This is a genomic window from Pseudanabaena sp. BC1403, assembly GCF_002914585.1.
Taxonomy (GTDB): domain Bacteria; phylum Cyanobacteriota; class Cyanobacteriia; order Pseudanabaenales; family Pseudanabaenaceae; genus Pseudanabaena.
In genome coordinates, this window is record NZ_PDDM01000037.1 from 20,718 (window position 1) to 37,184 (window position 16,467).

A 16,467-nucleotide genomic window follows, 5' to 3' on the forward strand; every position below is an offset into this window, starting at 1 on the left:
CACTTCTATTTATTTTGCACGAAAGATTGCTCGCACGGGTAAGTGATCGGAGACTTTTGCAAAATAGGTGCGATCGCTATCAAATCCAAGATCCTTTTGCGGATCGAGAATTTGTATTGACTGAGGAATATATTCTTCTTCTGCACCCTTGGGAGCTTTAGAAATAGCGATATGATCGATGACGCAACCAATGCCACGATTGGAATATCTAGGACGACCATCTATCGTTTTCGGCTGACCGCGCTTTTTTAAGCAGTTCTCTTTTGCATCAGTTTCGATCGCTTTCGTCAAAAAAGTCAGTGGTGCATCACGCAATCCACGATTTTGGTCAGCCCATGTCGGACTATTGAAATCACCTACAAGAATAAGATCGGGATCGGACTGCGTATCTTTTTGATAGTTATCTACTTCTTTGCGCAGAAGAACGCTTTGATTTTGACGTAAGCGATCGGCATCTTTGCCTCCACCACCTTTCTGATGCACAACGACTAATGTGAAGTCGAAATTTTTACCAGCTTTGAGATAGGTCACAAGGGGCGATCGCAAAGTCCTCGTTATATTCACCTGTCGCCATTCGGTTACTTTTTGAGCAGAGATCGCATCCTTACGATAGAACATTGCGATCCTCTGTTTACCGCCTGTCTCTCCTAAAATAAAGTCCCATTGTTTGTATTTGTTAAGCTTTTCTTTCAGCTTGTCAGCAGCAATTGGGCTGACTTCCTGCAAACCGATCGCATCAAAATTCCGTTCTATAATCTGGCTTACGGCTTCTAATTTCTCAGTATTTAGTCCGTCAAAATTTTCAAGATTGAAAGTTCCCAGTCGTATTTGATCAGGTGCTTTTGCTGTCGTGAAGGGATTTGAGCAACCTGCGATCGCAATTGCAAAAAGCCAAAAGAAAGGCAAATATTTCAAGCATTTAAAATGCGATCGCGGCATTATTTTCTCCTAATATCATGTAAGAACTCCTCAATCACTTCAATCAACCAATTAACTTCCGTTGGTCTAATATCATCATTAGCTAAAGTGTATTTCTTTCCACTTAGCCACAAAAATACATTTGCTTTTCTAGAATTATCTTCATTATGGTCGCTAGCTAACCAAATTAGATTATCTAAAATTCCACTATTTCGTTTCTCGATCATTCGCCACTTTGGTTCCACTCCTGAGAATGCACTGGTGGGAACTTTAATTTGCCAAGAAGTTTTGCCAAATATGGACTTTATAAACCAAGTTTCTTGTTCTGTAATTTCTAGGGTTACAGTTTCAAAAAAGCGGAAGGTAAAGCTGAGCAATAAACCAACGCCGTAAATTAATATCAAAGCGCCAGCAGCATAGAATCTCAAATCATTTAGCTGCATAGCATAATTCCAAATCTTAAGCAAAAATGGAGATGCAAAAGCAGCAATCAATCCCACTACTATCCAAGTCCAGATCACTGTAAAAATTCTCGAAGGATTTATAATTTTGAGATTAGTTGAAGAAGCTGACACCTGAAAACTGCAATTATCTGGAGGGAAATAAATACGAGTAGAACTGGAAAATCGACTGGATTCAACAGGACTAGATTGCTTCATTGATACTAATGGAGCAGGTGGAGCAGTCAGAGGGAGGGGAGTTTGAACGGATTCACGTATAGCTTGCAAAGCTATTCTGGCAGAAGCATAGCGTTTTTTGACGGTTGGCTCTACTAATTTTTGAATCCATTTTAAGAGATGAAGACTAGCGCTAGTGCGATCGCTAAAAACTATCCTCGCGTCATCATCCTGTGGTAAATCCGCAGGTGATATTCCCGTCAGTAAAAAAATCAGCGTTGCACCCAAAGCATAGAGATCGGATGCGGCTACAGCCCTACCGCCATATTGCTCCATCGGCGCATAGCCATAGGTTCCCACAACTGTGAAGGATTTGCCTTCAGCCGATGCTTTATCTTGAACTGCGCCAAAATCTACTAGATAGATAGTTGGAGCTTCTCCTTCACTTTCAGTCAAGATTAAATTACTAGGCTTAATATCGCGATGGAGAACTTGGGGGCTGAGTTCATGGAGATAGATCAGAATCTCTAAAATTGCGATCGCAATTTTCTTAACTTGCGATTCAGTGAATTTATGTCCCTTGGCAATATGTTCACGCAAAGAATCCCCTTGAATATATTCCTGCACCAACCCAAACCATAGTGAGCGATCATCAATCGAAAAATAATCTCGATATTTAGGAATACATGGATGATCTAGCGCTTTGAGTACAGTTGCTTCACGCTCAAATAATTTGAGGTCTTCCCATTGGACATTACCACCAAAAGCCAATAACTTGACCACAACCAATTCATTTTCTTTCTGCAAATCCTTGGCTAGCCAAGTCTCACGTCCTGCATTCTGTCCCAGTTGACGTTCTAATTGATAGCGTTGATTAACAATTGCTTGAGGTTCTAGCATAGCTATATCATTGGGATTTAAATATAAAAAGAGTGCTTTAGCACTCTTTTTATATTTAGGATTTATAGCACAAATTTTTCAATCGCTACAGCCGCTCCATCATTCTCAACAGTTGGGGCAACCCAATCCCCAAGAGGCTTCAATCCTTCAGGAGCATTTCCCATCACCACGCCGATGCCTGCATATTCGATCATCTCTAAATCATTGAAATTATCACCGATCGCTAAAACCTGCGATCGGTCAAATCCCAAAATATTCTCAGCTAAATGCTTTACGGCAGTTCCTTTATTTGCGATCGGATTGGTTGCTTCAAAGAATGTTGCTACAGATTTGGTGAGATAAAGTTGTTGTGGCGTATAGCGATCTTTGAGTACTCGCAACATTTCCGTCACTAATTCAGCGGTATCACTCAAAGCCAAAATCTTGGTCGGCGGATGGTCTGTACTTTCACTAGTCAGGAATTCACGCAAGTCACCAACTACCTTGACCCCAACTTTAGAGCGTTCGGCATAGGCTTGGGTTTGCGCTGTCATCTTGCGAACATAGAGTTCATCATTTACATAGATATGAATCGATAGTTTATCATTAGTCGCAAATTCTCCCAAATCATCGAGTAAAGAGAGCGCTTGTTTAAGGTCAACTGGCCAATGTCCAACTAATTCATCGGTTTTGGGATCTTTAATGAATGCGCCTTGATAGGAAATCAATGGCATATCAGAGGCAATCAATTCGTGAAATCGGACAGCCGAGCGATACATTCTACCCGTTGCGATCGCGACTTTGACACCCTTTGATTGAGCCGCTTTCACCGCTTGCTTAACTGCATCATTGACCTGATTGGCATCACCGCTAATCGTGCCATCGATATCTACCACGATCAGTTTAATGTCTTGCGCCATGAGTTTTATTTTTGATTTGTATAAAAAAGTAGGGTCAATTCATGAATTGACCCTACTTTTTTATAATACCTTTAAAATTTACCCCACCCTAGCCCTCCCCTTGAAAAGGGGAGGGAACAAGATTTCTAGTTTTCCCCCTTGGAAAGGGGGAATTAAAGGGGGTAAGTCCGAATTATGTCTAGATGATGGGGATTCTTACGAGAAATGCCTTTACTTGGTCTGTTCAGGACAGGTTGCACCGCCCGAAATGTTACGGCATTGCTGACGAATTTCTGCTAATAAACTGGGATTCATTTGCTTGGACTTACTTAGAGCCAGTTCAAACTGCTTCTTGGCAGTCAGAATATTGCTACCGCCTTGCATCCATAACACCTGTCCCTTCAGGTAATGTAGCTCTGGGTTATTTGGAGCAGAGACTAGAGCCTTATTCACGGCATCTAATGCAAGATCAGGTTTACGCGCATCACGATAGGCAAGAGCAATACCACGCCATTTTAGATAATCTGGCGCTGCATATTGCTTTAGACTCTCCAATGCCGTTTCAAGATCCGATAGAGGCAACACCGATGCAATTAGCATATCGATATAGCCCTTAATCAAATTTAGTTCAGGATCGTTGGGGTCAATATCCTTAGCTTTTTGGATATTGTCAAAAACACTTTGCACCAGTGGTAAAGCTTTAGGAGCACTAGACAAGCCTTCAGTTTTAACAATGAATCCCGCCTCAATCAAATCACTTACGGCGATATACATATAGGATCTAAGGTTATCTATACCCTTCAAAGCTTGGGCGTTAGATCGAACTCGCTTACCAGCATCCTGCATTACCAAGTAGTCTTCTTTGGCATAGGCAGTAGAAGCCCTTAAAGCAAATAGGAGTGGATCGCTGGCTTCAGTTCTGACAGCTAAATCCAACTGCTTTACTGCTGCCGTGTAATTTCCTTCTTTGAACATTAATTCAAAGGCTTTCTGGGTTTCACTACCGATCGCCCTAGCATTTGAGGAACGGAATGGATCGGCAGCGAAGCTAGGCATCACTGTGGCGACTGTGATTACTGCTGCCAATATGGAGACAGATACAGATTCAAAAACAAGTTTCAAAGGACGGCTCATAAAATTCCCAGAAAATATCAGGCTATGTGTGGTTAGCAAAATTTAGATCGTATCTTTAGAGATTCTGACAAATTCAACTAGGACTAAATCTAAATACTTAATCTAAATTTGGTCTGGTGTTTATTAAGTTGTCTGCAACATAGTACGTTAATGAAATGAAAGACGATTGTAATTTACAAAAAGTTTCTTGCATTCACCTAATAGGCTAAATGATATAGCGACAAATGAGATACAGCATTATGTACCGTATCTCATTTGTCGCTGTAATTACCTCAGCTCAAGCAGAGGACGGTACAACTTTTGGCTACTTATAGCAATGTAAGCTTATTTTTCATGTATTTGGCTAGATCTTCGCATGATTAACGCCAAGGCAGTAGATTCAGGGAGCAAGGCTGCGATCGCAGTAAGTTTTAATGACCATATATCTGTTGCGCTGAAAAGTCCTTCTAAACCACTCAAATGTGCTGACCAAACGTCAGTCAGATCAATAGCGATGCAAGCACATAAAAGTACTTTGATCGCAGCCTGATTGGAAAATATTACTAAAATGGCTAAGACCATATCTCTAATTGCCCACACCCGAATGATATATGGCATTTGTAGATTGGCATCTAAGGGAGCGCCTAGTTGTTGCATCAGCCAATGTGGATCGATATAACCGATCGCACCCAGCCCAAACCGAATCAGGCACATAATTCCGATCAGAGTCGCCACATACCAAACTTGATTTCTCATCTCTTATTCAACCCGATTAGGAAAGGATATTTCTAGCACAACGCATCCGATATCGGTCTTAAATGGGCCATGAATTTCGTGAGGTGGTCTACTGGCATAATGCCCACTTTCCAACCATATATCAAAAGCGCGATCGTAAAGGCGACCACTGACGATGAATACTTCTTCAGGATAGGGATGACTTTTGCCACCAAAAGCAGTTGTATCTGCATTAGGATGAAATAGAGTTAAGCGTGTGTACTCGCCTGTGTCTGGATCTAAGCTCAAGGTCAATTCTTCAGCCATTCCTTCCAGACCAAGAATTGGCTTCCATTTATGACTATTGTCTAGGAGCAATGGATTCCAATAAGTAGCAATAGATTTTGACATGTACTACCTTCTCAATAAATATAGGACTTACGCAAAAATACCCTGAAAGTCTTATTTTACCGTAGGTTAACCCAAGAATGAGTGGTGAGGCGCGAAGCGCCTCACCACTCATTCTTGGATGGGAAGTGAGTAAATGGTTTCTTAAGCAGCGATCGCTACTTTTTCTAGATGCCAACGCTTTGTAGCTTGAGCAATACGTTGTCCAAAATATTCTGCGGTTAAGCGATCTCCTGAATCTAGAACTGGATCTCCTCCAGATAGATTCATAGTAGTTTGCCCCATAACGCCAAGGAAGGAACCCAATCGGTTAACTCCATCCGTTTTCCCCTGATAAGAGCTTGGCTGTTCTCCTGCACCTATCCATACCATGCCATGCTGCGCTGCATAGATAGATAAATAAATTAGAGTGCCCTGCTTATCGCCACTGGGAGAACTAGAGTGGGTAAATCCCGCAGCAATTTTATCTTTCCATTGGTGGGTAAACCAAGCAGAACTGGTTGCGTCCAAAAATGCTTTGAATTGAGCGGCGACTCCGCCCATGTAGGTTGGAGTACCCAAGATGATCGCATCAGCTTGATTAAGCTTTGCCATAATCTCGTCATTTTGCCAACGACCGTTGGTGATTTGCTCCCCTGTAATGCGAAGTAAGTCAACATGATCGCCAGCTTTGCGAACTCCTAATGCGATCGCTTCGGCGGTTAAGTGCGTGTGACCAGAACCAGAAAAATAAACAATGGCGATCTTTGTCATATCAACCTCTGTGAGTTGTTTGAGTTGGTTATGTGGGTTATGATTAGATACTAAAAGTAACTACCTACGAAAGTAAAGTAGGTACTTTTTCGTAACTAATAGGAACTTTCAGGTAACTAGTAATGGTGCAGCGATCAAAAGAACTTAATCCTTGTCCCGTGAGTGCTTTAACAAACTTATTGTCGGGGCCTTGGACTATGTATATTTTGTGGGTTCTATCAAATTCGGGACCAACAAGGTTTGGAGCTTTGAAGCGCAAAATAGAAGGTATTTCTACAAAGATGCTCACCGAACGCCTTCGCATGTTAGAGCAGGAAGGGATTTTATATCGCCACTATGAGCCAACGGTTCCGCCTCAAGTAACCTATGGATTAACTGAGAGGGCTAAGGAACTTATGACTATTTTGGATCAGTTAGATGATTTAGCTCAGCGTTGGTATGGTCAGGATCAAGTTAAAGCTGGTTAACAACCAAAACCCAAAAGATGAGAGGCAGCGCTTCGCGCTGCCTCTCATCTTTTGGGTTTATAACAACTCTCCTGTTTCTTGTAGCGAATGTAAGCGATGATAAATGCCACCTTGAGATAAAAGCTGTTGATGTGAGCCAATTTCCACAACTTGACCTTGATCTAAAACCACAATTTTATCGGCTTCACGCACAGTACTAAGACGGTGAGCAATCACAATCGTGGTACGGGTTCCTTGAATTCGACGCATCGCAAGTTGAATCGATCGCTCCGATTCGTAGTCGAGACTAGAAGTCGCCTCATCAAACACAAGAATGTCGGGATTGACTAGCAACGCCCGCGCAATGCCCAATCGCTGACGTTGACCGCCAGAGAGCCTTACACCTCTCTCCCCAACGATGGTGTTATAGCCATGCGGTAATAGATGCAAAAACTCATCAACGCTAGCGATCGCACAGGCTTCCTTAACTTCAACAAAGGTCGCGTTTGGTCTGCCGTAAACGAGATTGTCCATCAGGGTTCCATTAAATATATCGACCTCTTGATGTACGATCGCTAGGCGTTTGCGATAGCCCGTGATATCGAGTTCTGTAATATTTGTTCCATCAATTAAAATCCCGCCGCTCGATGGCTCAAAGTAACGAAATAGCATCTTCACTAATGTCGATTTACCTGAACCCGATCGCCCAACTAGCGCCACCGTTTCATAGGGTTCGATTGTGAACTGGATCTTTTCTAGAACAGGGCGATCGTGATCGTAGCCAAAGGTGAGATTACGAAACTCCACTTTTCCATCAAAGCGATATTGGGGATATTTAGTGTTTGGATGGAGTGCGATCGCGGCATCTTGACCATTCGCTTGTTTCATGAACTCATGAAAGCGCATCATCGAAGAATAGCGACGGGCAAACACTTCGGCGAGTAAACAAATTGGCTTGATTTCAGAATAAGCCATACTTGCCAAAGTGGAAATCGTAATAAAATGCCCGATCGACATCGTTCCATCGAAGGTAGCAAATAGCGCTGCCCCAAACACGACAAATTGACAGGATTCTAAAACAGTGTCACGCACCATGCCCAGCTTTACATAGCCAATGTGAATTCCCCAGAGCGATACTTTTGCCTCCCGTTCGAGGCGATCGCTTTGGCGTTTATATTCCTTGGCTTCGTTAGCAAAAGCCTTGACTGTTTTGATATTGGTAATAATTTCTGAAGTACGACTTTCTGTGTTTTCTTGATGTATATCTAACCTCTCTTCAGAAACAGTCAGCCCTTTCAACGCTTGTAAACTGCCTAATAGCACCACTATAAATGACACTAAAAAGAAAGCCGAAATCCACCATGCGATCGCACAGATAATCACAAAAATGCCGAGGATTCGCACTATTTTAGGAATCAATTGCCCTGCGATTTCGGGATATGACCACATGTGATTGGCTAAGCCTCGCGCCACCCGTCCTGCAATCCGTCCCGCGTTATGCTCATCATAAAATTCGATGGGCAAGGTCAAGATTTTGGCGATCGCCTTTTGAGTTTGGTCACGACGAGTTTTGAGAGCTATTTCCCAATGAAAGTTATTTGCAAACCAGACCTGTATCGGTGCACGGATAACTGTGACTACAAAAATCAACCCCGATAGAGTGATTAATGAAGTTGTCTGAGTCATCGGTTGACCAAACAGACCCAATGCTCCTACAACCAAGTTATTAATTTCGCGATCAAGCGATCGCCCTGATAGTACATTCAGGATCTGTCCGACCGTATAGGGAACAGTCAGATCGATAATTTCAAATGCGCTAGACCCTGCAATGCTCCAGATTGCCTTTGTCCGATAGCGTTTAAAGTAACGTACTACATCCCACAAATTTGCTGTCATGCTCGTCAAAATCCAAGTCGGTTTCAGGCTAATTTTGCGCCTTTTAAAATAGTATGCTGAAAATCTTGGTATGAAATAATTTCTACACCATGAAAAGGATTCAATATCAACAGATCTGCATCACCTGTCACTAGGCAAAGTGTCAATAGCGACGCTCATTGTCTTGCAGTGCATGATAGTTTGCTTGTCTTACAGATTCAACTTCGTTAGTAATATCTTCTAAACTTAGCTCATCAGTTTGAACTGAATTTAAAAGTTTTTTAAATCTCACTGAGAATGTGTCTTTTTCTAGTAGCTGTAATAATTCAAGCTTTTCATCTAGATTGCATTGAGCAATCACGGCTTTAAGTTGAGGGAAATCGATGGAAATTGATACATTCATTTTCTTGTACCTTAGTTTGCTTTTTTGTATCATCGATTGGCATGACCATTGTTAGTTTTCTTAAGCAAGGATTATCACAGTATTAAATCTTTTATTGTTGATTTCTTTTATGCCACTCAGTTTCTCAAGTGATTCAGGATCGCGTAAATCTGATGAATTATAAATCACAAAGAAAAGTGTTTCTAGTGGTTTCCATACACTGTAAAGAAGCAAGTCTTTAGAAAAGTCATCAAATATTTTCTTCTGATCGTCTGGACTGCGAACATACTTTAACTCAATAATTATGCCCAATTCCTCTATTGAGATATCTGCTCGACTAGAGCGAGTCCCAGCTATTTTTTGTAATGGATCTTCCTGAACTGAGTATTTTAAGTAAGCACGTAAAATTGCTTGAAGTAAGTCTTGTACATCATATTCATCTTCAATCAAATATGATTTCTTATTTATTCGTGTTCTTCTCGATAAAACTCCTGCTACCTTTGCTATTCGCTTGCAGAGTTGTTCTACGAGATCTACATCTAATTTCAGAGTTGGTTCAGCTTTTCCACTAAACAGTAGTTCATATGTATAGTCTTCGCCTTTCAATAGAGGAAAAATTTCTACATTCAAGATTAGTAAAGATTCACCTTTTGCTCTTCTTTCGTCATTATTATAGTGATCAGCAAAAAGTTGTTTTATTTCTGGAGTGTGAGTGATTTTTATTTCCTCAACGTAATTAGATGACCTCACAATTTTTCCAGATATAGTGAATGGGCGTGATTTTAGCCAAGGATCTACAATTTGCTGTTGTAATTCTATGAAAGACAAATCGTTTACAACCGAATAATTACTACTGTCAATTAGTTTAACGAGACAATGCCAATACTTCTCTGGATAGGAATTGATATCTGAATCAGGCATAATGCGTATATCCTTAAAATAATCTATTGGATGATGTGATAGGCATTTCGCTAGTCATTAAACTCTTGCATTGCTTAATACAAGAAGTTCCTCTTGAATAACACGGCGCAATGTTTCTTCGTCTAGAGGCGGCTTTACTTTGTTTAGGTATTCCCGCAAAGCCTCATTCATAATCGTTTGATAACCCTTGCCAGCAGAGTCACCGCGTTCTCGAAATGCTTCAAGTACGTCATCATCTATATAAATCGTTATGCGGGTTTTACCTGTTTGAGGAATCACAGCCCCACGCTTAGCTTGACTAAAATCATATTCCGTCTTCATAATTACGCCTCTCAGAACGAGTAGCAGGACGAGCAGAAATCAATCGAACGCGATCGCCGCGATATGTATAAACCACAACTAACAAACGCCAGAGGTGATCCATTCCAATTACGATGAATCTTTGTTCTCCTTTAGCTGTCGTGTCTTCAAAAGAAAGCGCATTCGGATCATACAAAACCGCCTCGGCATCAGAAAAATGCACGCCGTGCTTTTGAAGATTAATGTAGGCTTTTTTTGAATCCCATTCAACTTGCATACATACATTATATGCATAGACAGAATTAAAAACTTAGTGGGATGACCAAATATTTTCTAAATTCAGCACAAATCCTAATAAAACATCCTCCCCAGATAAACTTACAGGCGCTTCGAGAATCTCTATAGGTTGACCTAAACGAAAAATTGCCACACGCTTGCTTTCGGGATCGATTAGCCAACCCAAACGGCAACCATTATCTTGATATTCCTGCATCTTCGCCAAACCCTTTATCCATGAATCCGTTGGCGATAAAAGCTCGATCGCAAAATCTGGACATAGCGGTAAAAACTTCTTACGTTGTGCAGGAGTGAGATTATTCCATTTTTCAATTGGTATCCATGCTGCATCGGGAGAGCGATCGCTGCCTCTAGGAAGAGAGAACCCAGTTGATGAGTCAAAAGTTTTTCCTGTGGCAGTTTGACGATTCCAGATCCCTAAATCAATCGTAATGTCTGAATTCCAAGCACCTGTTTCTCCTCCAGTTGGGGACATAATTACGAGTTCTCCGTTTGCATTACGCTCTAGTTTCAGTTCAGGGTTTGCCGCGCATAGCTCATAAAACTGCTCTCTAGTTAGTTTCACAATCGGATCGAGATTGACTGTATAGGCGGTCATAGGTTTTACTCCGCAAAGCAACTTTGATCTATTTTAAACAAATATGCTCTGTAAAAAATCAACAGATAGGCGATCATCATATAGAAATAAGTTAATCGAAATCACTATGCAATTTATCGACACCGTTTTCCGATCGCTACCAAACTGGTTTTACCAACTTGAACAATGGGCAGATGCCTTGGTGAATAGCCAACTCAATCAAGCCTCATGGACAAGTGTCGGTGTAGTATTTTTGGCAGGACTTATTACCAGCCTCACCCCTTGCACATTGTCGATGTTGCCACTCACGATTGGTTATATTGGCGGCTACGAATCCAAAAGTACTTGGAAATCTGCTTTGCAATCGGCTTGGTTTTGTCTCGGCTTTGCGATCGCGCTCACAGGTTTTGGACTAGCTGCTGCACTGCTTGGCAAAATTTATGGACAGACTGCTTGGGGTTGGTCAGTGGTGATGGGAATTATTGCGATCGCGATGGGGTTGCAACTATTAGAAGTGATTTCCTTCCGTTTACCCAGTTTTGGTAACTGGGAGGTATCACAAAATTTACCAACAGGACTGCGATCTCTATTAATCGGTTTATCCTTTGGATTTGTGGCTTCACCTTGCAGTACACCTGTATTAGTTACCCTTTTAGCTTGGGTCTCAGGCTCAGGAAATTTACTGGTTGGCACAGAGTTTTTGCTGGCCTACGCGATTGGTTCCGTATTACCTCTTGCGATCGCAGGTACATTTACTGGCATCATCAAACAGTTTTTAGAACTCCGCCGTTGGTCAAGCTGGCTCAATTGGGGAAGTGGCATCATTCTGATTGGCTTTGGCACACTCTCCATTTTGAGCAAGATTGCCTAGCTCTATTTCTCCCATTCCTGCTCAAATCTTTTCCAAAGACTGAGTAATCTTGGATCAACCTCTGTATCAAGTAGAACTGATGTAACTATTGAACGGATTTTCAATAGCTCCCCGAAACTAGCACGGATGAAGATTTTACCAGAGGCAACAGCCTTTTCGAGAGTAGATCTGCCAAACATGATGTTGCGTAAAACAAGCCCAGTGCTTTCAAAATCATTGGGTGCGTCAGTCTCAGCCGTAGAAATCGTGATTTGCAGTTCCTGTTCCCCTTCTGCCTGCACATGTATCCGAGCCTCATCGATGGCGATTGTGGCAGAGTTGCCAGAGGCAATGGCAACGATCGCTAACCATGTGTTACCTTGGCGATCGCGCAAAATCTCGATTAATTCTAAAAGCATGGATGAGAGCAGTTCTGCACGGGATGACGGCAAGTCAGTCATGGTCATGTTTGTAGAAAATTGGTTGAAAAGATGCAAAGATTATAGAATTATTAGATGTCATCTTTTGCGCAAATACAGCAATTTGCATCCAAATTTGACCAATAAAACTTTTGAAGGTGCGGCAAGGTAGTACTTTTACAGCAGTGTTCGATCAAACCCACTACAAGAAGGGTCGCAGGGCGAAGCCCCGCAATGGGTTTTATATTCTTATTTGTGGCGAGTTTGAAAGCAAATTGCTGTAAAAACTTTACTGTGATTTGTTTGATTAGAAACTACTGTGGGTCTATAGTTGCCGTAGATCATTAGATCATTTTCACATTGAAGCCTTGGCACTAAGCTCTGTAAGTATCTCAATGGTAATTTAGGATGAAATCTTTTTTGCATTCCCTGACGATCGCACTAGGTCTGACCTGTATCGCGATCGCTCCTGCATCATCGGAAACAATCGCTAACTCTAAACAGTTTGGAATTGCACCTCCAGCCTGTGAGAGAGAAACCCAACTTTACCTAAACATCTGTGCTTCAAGATGGGCAAAAACTGCTGATTTCTTGCGATCGCTAATTTATGATGAAGTTTATAGTCAGATACCTGAGTCGCGGCAATCCCAACTCAAAGCGGTCGAAAAAACTTGGAATTCCTATCGAGATGCCCATTGTCAGGAGCTAAGCGCACCATTTCAGAAAGGCTCAATTTATCCTCTCTTATATTTAAGTTGCCGAGCAAGAGTAACCAATGATCGTATTGCCGATTTGCAAGGAACAAACTTTTCTCAAATTACTTCCGATGTGACCACTCAACGCCTAGCTAAGATCCTGAATCATGAAAAGATGAAAAATTCCGTTGGACAACGTCAATGGTTGCAATATCAAGCACAGCAATGCCAGTTTGAGTCATTAGGTTTCATCGAGACTTCGCGATCGGCAAAACAATGTCGCGACAGGCTAGCTGAAGGTCGTTTACTGGAACTAGAAGCGATGCTTGGAACTCGGTAAGATGTCTGTTAAAGGTGGTGCAAAGTACTACCTTTAATGCTTTTCGCATACTAATACGATCACAGTACCAAGAGCATAAGCCAAAATATCTTTCCAATCAAAGGTAGTCCCTAAAATAGTTGCCAAAATCCTATTTTGCCTTAGTCCTAGTCTATCAACGAGATTTAGGTACTGCAATCCTTCGATCGCACAGGCAAATCCAAACACAGATACTGCTGCTACATTTGCACGAACTTTCCAAAATGATTTGACAAAGCAATAAATAAGAATAACTACTAAAACATCACCAATAAAAGGACGAATAAACTGATCGTCGATAAAAACTGCAATAAAAACTTCTATTAAGAAGAGTAAAACGGTTAAGTAGAAGTATTTTTGATTAAAAGTGAGTCTATTAGTAAACATGTACGGATCGTATTTATGAACAATTTTGGGGCTGAGTAGCGATCGCGAGAACTATTTAGGTTATTTACTAAAGACATGCGATCGCTCTAAAAACGTTCTACTAACTTAAACTTAGCATCGCTATGATTAGGCTTTGCTCCTTCACCACAGGTGCGTGGAGTCGGCAAAATCTTGGTCGGATTAGCAATCCCTTGCGGATCGAAAACATCACGCACCCATCGCATCGTCTCCAAATCTGATTCGCTAAACATCTCAGGCATATAGCACTTCTTATCAGCACCAATGCCATGCTCACCCGAAATGCTGCCACCAACCTGCACACAGAGCTTGAGGATTTCTCCGCCTAATTCCTCTACTGTTTCTAGAGCGCCAGCCTCCGCATTGTTATACAGAATCAAAGGATGCAGATTCCCATCGCCAGCATGGAAAACATTAGCGACATGATAGCCATATTTCTCGCTGAGTTTGGCAATCTCTTGCAATACATAGGTAAGCTTAGTTCTCGGAATCACTCCATCCTGCACATAGTAGTCAGGACTGAGTCGCCCCATTGCAGCAAAGGCAGCCTTTCTTCCTTTCCAAAGTCTGAGACGTTGTTCAGGATCGCTCGCTGTGGTCACATTTCGCGCACCGTTCTTATAACAAATCTCTTCGATTCGCTTAGCACTTTCTGTAACTTCTATCTCTAATCCGTCAATTTCAATAATCAGGATCGCCGCCGCATCACGAGGATAGCAATTAGTCGCAACTGTATCTTCTACCGCATTGATGCTCATGTTATCCATGATTTCCATCCCACCAGGAATGATGCCAGCGCCGATTACATCAGAAACAGTCGATCCTGCGGCTTCTACTGTAGTGAAATCAGCTAAAAGAACTTGAATCGATTCCGCAGATTTGAGGATCTTCAGAGTTACTTCGGTAGCAATACCGAGAGTTCCCTCAGAACCAACGAAAATCCCCGTGAGGTCGTATCCTGGCATTTCTGGGATTTTGCCGCCGATATCTTTAATAGAGCCATCAGGTAGAACGATCTTTGCTCCAAGAACGTGATTGGTGGTTACTCCATATTTCAGGCAATGCACGCCGCCAGAGTTTTCCGCAACGTTGCCACCAATAGAGCAGATGATCTGACTAGAAGGGTCAGGAGCATAGTAGAATCCTGCACCGCTTACGGCTTGGGTGACCCAGTTATTGATTACCCCAGGTTGCACAACTACACGCTGATTATCAAAATCAACTTCTAAAATCTTTTTCATACGCGATGTGACGATCAGCACCGAGTCAGGCAATGGTAAAGCACCTCCCGATAAACCTGTCCCCGAACCACGCGCCACAAAGGCGACCTTATAGCGATCGCATACTTTCACGACTTGCGACACTTCTTCGGTGGTAAGGGGCAGAACGACGAGTGCTGGTTGCTGTTTGTAGCTAGTTAGCCCATCGCATTCGTAGGCGATTAATTCTTCGCGGGTGCGCACCACAAAACGATCGCCAACAATGGCAATAAAGTCATTAGCGATCGCCTGCCAATCAAAAGTCTTTGTGGGGGCTGAAGCGCTGTTGGGAATGGGGGCGATCGCGGTCATACTGTATTTGCAAGGTAATAACTACATTGATTTTATCGCAGTTGTCGTTTAGCCATGAGATAAGTACCTGTGCAGAATCAATTAATTGCAAACTCAAACCCATAAGGCTGTGCCCCGAGGGGCGCAACCTTATGGGTTTGTAATTAATCCTTAGAAACCATTTAAGAATTGTCTAGATCCCCCCCAGCCCCCCTTAAAAAGGCTACTGTGTACACACAAGTCGTGAGTGAGGCAAAATCCAACCAAGAAAAATAGCCTCAAAGCGTTGCAGCCCATGGACAATGGTGGGCATACCAGGAGGCCGTTGAGAGCGATAACCAGACCAGCCACCAAGACGAGCAATAATCCAAGTTGCCCAAGATAAAGATAGTCGAGGATGCGGATTTTTCTGCTTCACAGTATCGCCTTGCAGGGTCGGTTCAATATCGGACAAGCACTGTAATTGCATATCAGAGAAAGCCATAGAAGCCGAAATGTTAGGAGTTTCACGCCCCTCAACCATTTGCAAAGTGCGAACTGCGACAGACAAAGCTAAAACGGTAAGCTTCTTAATTGCATCAGGAGACTCTAACTGAGTCGATGCAATATCTAAGCCCGCTAATTTGAGGGTGGCAAAAAGCTGTTCAATGCGCCATCGCCAACAGTACCACTGGATAATTTGTAGTGCTTTTTCGATAGACATCACCTCATGAGTGGTGAGGAGTCTCCATAGGATTGGCTCCTGGTCTGTTGGTGCTTGAACTTCGCTGACCTCGACTGCGTATATTCGCAAATGCGGTGGATAATCTGCGACTGGTAAAGATGCAGGGCGTTGAATTTCGATTGGGGTGAAACGTACAGCCAGAAAAGCCTCACGACTTTTGCGCCCAGTTCTTGCATCACTGTGAACTTGCAGCCCGTAAGTACCTTCAATAGGCTGTTTTGCCAGATATTCATAAAGTAATTCTGTCTTTTGCCACAGACAACGATTTTGGCAAGCCCTAATCAATAGGTGATGATTTAGTTGTTTAGGTACTGTTGCCCATTCTTCATACAAATCTGCTTCACGGTCGCCGATGTGTGTCACCATA

Annotated in this window: 20 protein-coding genes; 3 read left to right on the forward strand and 17 right to left on the reverse strand. The window is 42.3% G+C overall.

The window, feature by feature from the left end; translation table 11 throughout:
- Positions 1–9: 9 nt before the first annotated feature.
- From CQ839_RS22510 to CQ839_RS22540, 7 genes are all read right to left on the reverse strand, one after another.
- Positions 10–939, reverse strand: a complete 930-nt coding sequence (locus CQ839_RS22510; protein ID WP_103670544.1) for an endonuclease/exonuclease/phosphatase family protein — start codon at positions 937–939, stop codon at positions 10–12.
- Complete coding sequence (locus tag CQ839_RS22515; protein WP_103670545.1) at positions 939–2,435, reverse strand: serine/threonine-protein kinase; 1,497 nt, start codon at positions 2,433–2,435, stop codon at positions 939–941. The genes CQ839_RS22510 and CQ839_RS22515 overlap by 1 nt, the downstream gene beginning before the upstream one ends.
- 62 nt (positions 2,436–2,497) lie before the next feature.
- Entirely contained in the window at positions 2,498–3,334 is an 837-nt protein-coding gene (locus CQ839_RS22520) for a Cof-type HAD-IIB family hydrolase (RefSeq protein WP_103670546.1), read from the reverse strand.
- A 210-nt stretch (positions 3,335–3,544) separates the two neighbouring features.
- A complete protein-coding gene (locus tag CQ839_RS22525) occupies positions 3,545–4,447 on the reverse strand; it encodes a Sll0314/Alr1548 family TPR repeat-containing protein (RefSeq protein WP_103670547.1) in 903 nt (300 codons plus the stop codon).
- A gap of 324 nt (positions 4,448–4,771) precedes the next feature.
- Positions 4,772–5,182 (reverse strand): hypothetical protein, encoded by a 411-nt coding sequence (locus CQ839_RS22530; RefSeq protein WP_103670548.1) that lies wholly within the window; start codon positions 5,180–5,182, stop codon positions 4,772–4,774.
- A 3-nt stretch (positions 5,183–5,185) separates the two neighbouring features.
- Positions 5,186–5,551 (reverse strand): cupin domain-containing protein, encoded by a 366-nt coding sequence (locus tag CQ839_RS22535; protein WP_103670549.1) that lies wholly within the window; start codon positions 5,549–5,551, stop codon positions 5,186–5,188.
- Between the two features lie 141 nt (positions 5,552–5,692).
- A complete protein-coding gene (locus CQ839_RS22540) occupies positions 5,693–6,301 on the reverse strand; it encodes a flavodoxin family protein (protein WP_103670550.1) in 609 nt (202 codons plus the stop codon).
- 122 nt (positions 6,302–6,423) lie between these two features.
- Here CQ839_RS22540 and CQ839_RS22545 point away from each other — a divergent pair, with 122 nt between their 5' ends.
- Positions 6,424–6,768, forward strand: coding sequence for a helix-turn-helix domain-containing protein (locus tag CQ839_RS22545; protein ID WP_103670551.1), 345 nt, complete (start codon positions 6,424–6,426; stop codon positions 6,766–6,768).
- A gap of 57 nt (positions 6,769–6,825) precedes the next feature.
- Here the strand turns inward: CQ839_RS22545 and CQ839_RS22550 are convergent, their stop codons facing one another.
- The 6 genes from CQ839_RS22550 to CQ839_RS22575 form a co-directional block, all read right to left on the reverse strand.
- Positions 6,826–8,643: an ABC transporter ATP-binding protein gene (locus CQ839_RS22550; protein ID WP_103670552.1), complete on the reverse strand. Its 1,818-nt coding sequence runs from the start codon at positions 8,641–8,643 to the stop codon at positions 6,826–6,828.
- Positions 8,644–8,785: 142 nt separating this feature from the next.
- Positions 8,786–9,025, reverse strand: coding sequence for a type II toxin-antitoxin system VapB15 family antitoxin (gene vap15, locus CQ839_RS22555; protein ID WP_103670553.1), 240 nt, complete (start codon positions 9,023–9,025; stop codon positions 8,786–8,788).
- 60 nt (positions 9,026–9,085) lie between these two features.
- Complete coding sequence (locus CQ839_RS22560; protein WP_103670554.1) at positions 9,086–9,925, reverse strand: hypothetical protein; 840 nt, start codon at positions 9,923–9,925, stop codon at positions 9,086–9,088.
- Positions 9,926–9,982: 57 nt separating this feature from the next.
- Positions 9,983–10,246: a BrnA antitoxin family protein gene (locus tag CQ839_RS22565; RefSeq protein ID WP_103670555.1), complete on the reverse strand. Its 264-nt coding sequence runs from the start codon at positions 10,244–10,246 to the stop codon at positions 9,983–9,985.
- On the reverse strand, positions 10,230–10,502 hold the full coding sequence (locus CQ839_RS22570; RefSeq protein ID WP_103670556.1) for a BrnT family toxin: 273 nt from the start codon (positions 10,500–10,502) through the stop codon (positions 10,230–10,232). The genes CQ839_RS22565 and CQ839_RS22570 overlap by 17 nt, the downstream gene beginning before the upstream one ends.
- A 33-nt stretch (positions 10,503–10,535) precedes the next feature.
- Entirely contained in the window at positions 10,536–11,120 is a 585-nt protein-coding gene (locus CQ839_RS22575; RefSeq protein WP_103670557.1) for a Uma2 family endonuclease, read from the reverse strand.
- A gap of 106 nt (positions 11,121–11,226) precedes the next feature.
- Between CQ839_RS22575 and CQ839_RS22580 the strand changes: the two genes are divergently transcribed.
- The gene (locus CQ839_RS22580; protein ID WP_103670563.1) at positions 11,227–11,970 is read left to right on the forward strand and encodes a cytochrome c biogenesis CcdA family protein; all 744 of its coding nucleotides are present in this window, start codon (positions 11,227–11,229) and stop codon (positions 11,968–11,970) included.
- Between the two features lie 2 nt (positions 11,971–11,972).
- Here the strand turns inward: CQ839_RS22580 and CQ839_RS22585 are convergent, their stop codons facing one another.
- A complete protein-coding gene (locus CQ839_RS22585) occupies positions 11,973–12,410 on the reverse strand; it encodes a hypothetical protein (protein WP_146048791.1) in 438 nt (145 codons plus the stop codon).
- A 366-nt stretch (positions 12,411–12,776) separates the two neighbouring features.
- Here CQ839_RS22585 and CQ839_RS22590 point away from each other — a divergent pair, with 366 nt between their 5' ends.
- Positions 12,777–13,403, forward strand: coding sequence for a lysozyme inhibitor LprI family protein (locus CQ839_RS22590; protein WP_103670559.1), 627 nt, complete (start codon positions 12,777–12,779; stop codon positions 13,401–13,403).
- A gap of 33 nt (positions 13,404–13,436) precedes the next feature.
- On the opposite strand, the gene CQ839_RS22595 is transcribed toward CQ839_RS22590, so the two are convergent.
- The 3 genes from CQ839_RS22595 to CQ839_RS22605 form a co-directional block, all read right to left on the reverse strand.
- Positions 13,437–13,808, reverse strand: coding sequence for a DUF2809 domain-containing protein (locus tag CQ839_RS22595; protein WP_103670560.1), 372 nt, complete (start codon positions 13,806–13,808; stop codon positions 13,437–13,439).
- A gap of 86 nt (positions 13,809–13,894) precedes the next feature.
- Positions 13,895–15,397 (reverse strand): glycolate oxidase subunit GlcD, encoded by a 1,503-nt coding sequence (gene glcD, locus CQ839_RS22600; protein ID WP_103670561.1) that lies wholly within the window; start codon positions 15,395–15,397, stop codon positions 13,895–13,897.
- Between the two features lie 202 nt (positions 15,398–15,599).
- A partial coding sequence (locus CQ839_RS22605) for an IS4 family transposase (protein WP_103670562.1) occupies positions 15,600–16,467 on the reverse strand: 868 nt, incomplete at its 5' end.